The sequence below is a fragment of the Citrobacter sp. EC_71 genome (assembly GCF_019584005.1).
Lineage (GTDB): Bacteria > Pseudomonadota > Gammaproteobacteria > Enterobacterales > Enterobacteriaceae > Citrobacter > Citrobacter werkmanii.
The window spans coordinates 1-575 of the sequence record NZ_VDAY01000064.1; the positions used below are offsets into that span (position 1 = coordinate 1).

Consider the following 575-nt stretch of genomic DNA (forward strand, 5'->3'; position numbering starts at 1 on the left):
TCTTTGATACCAACGATTTCAACTTCTTCACCAACTTTGATGATACCGCGCTCTACACGACCGGTAACAACGGTACCACGACCGGAGATGGAGAATACGTCTTCGATAGGCAGCAGGAACGGCTTGTCAATCGCACGCTCTGGTTCCGGGATGTAAGAATCCAGGAAGCCAGCCAGTTCGATGATTTTCGCTTCCCACTCTGCTTCGCCTTCCAGCGCTTTCAGAGCAGAACCACGAACGATCGGCGTGTCGTCGCCCGGGAAATCGTACTGAGACAGAAGTTCACGAACTTCCATTTCTACCAGTTCCAGCAGCTCTTCGTCATCAACCATGTCGCATTTGTTCAGGAACACGATGATGTACGGAACGCCTACCTGACGACCCAGCAGGATGTGCTCACGAGTCTGCGGCATCGGGCCGTCAGTCGCAGCAACAACCAGGATCGCGCCGTCCATCTGCGCAGCACCGGTGATCATGTTTTTAACATAGTCGGCGTGGCCCGGGCAGTCTACGTGTGCGTAGTGGCGAGTCGGGGTGTCATATTCAACGTGAGAAGTGTTGATGGTGATACCACG

The 575-nt window shown here is 53.9% G+C and carries 1 protein-coding gene; it reads right to left on the bottom strand.

Annotated elements, in window-relative coordinates; translation table 11 throughout:
- The coding region (locus tag FHD02_RS24000) for a GTP-binding protein (protein ID WP_255597502.1) at positions 1-575 on the bottom strand (575 nt) is incomplete at both ends.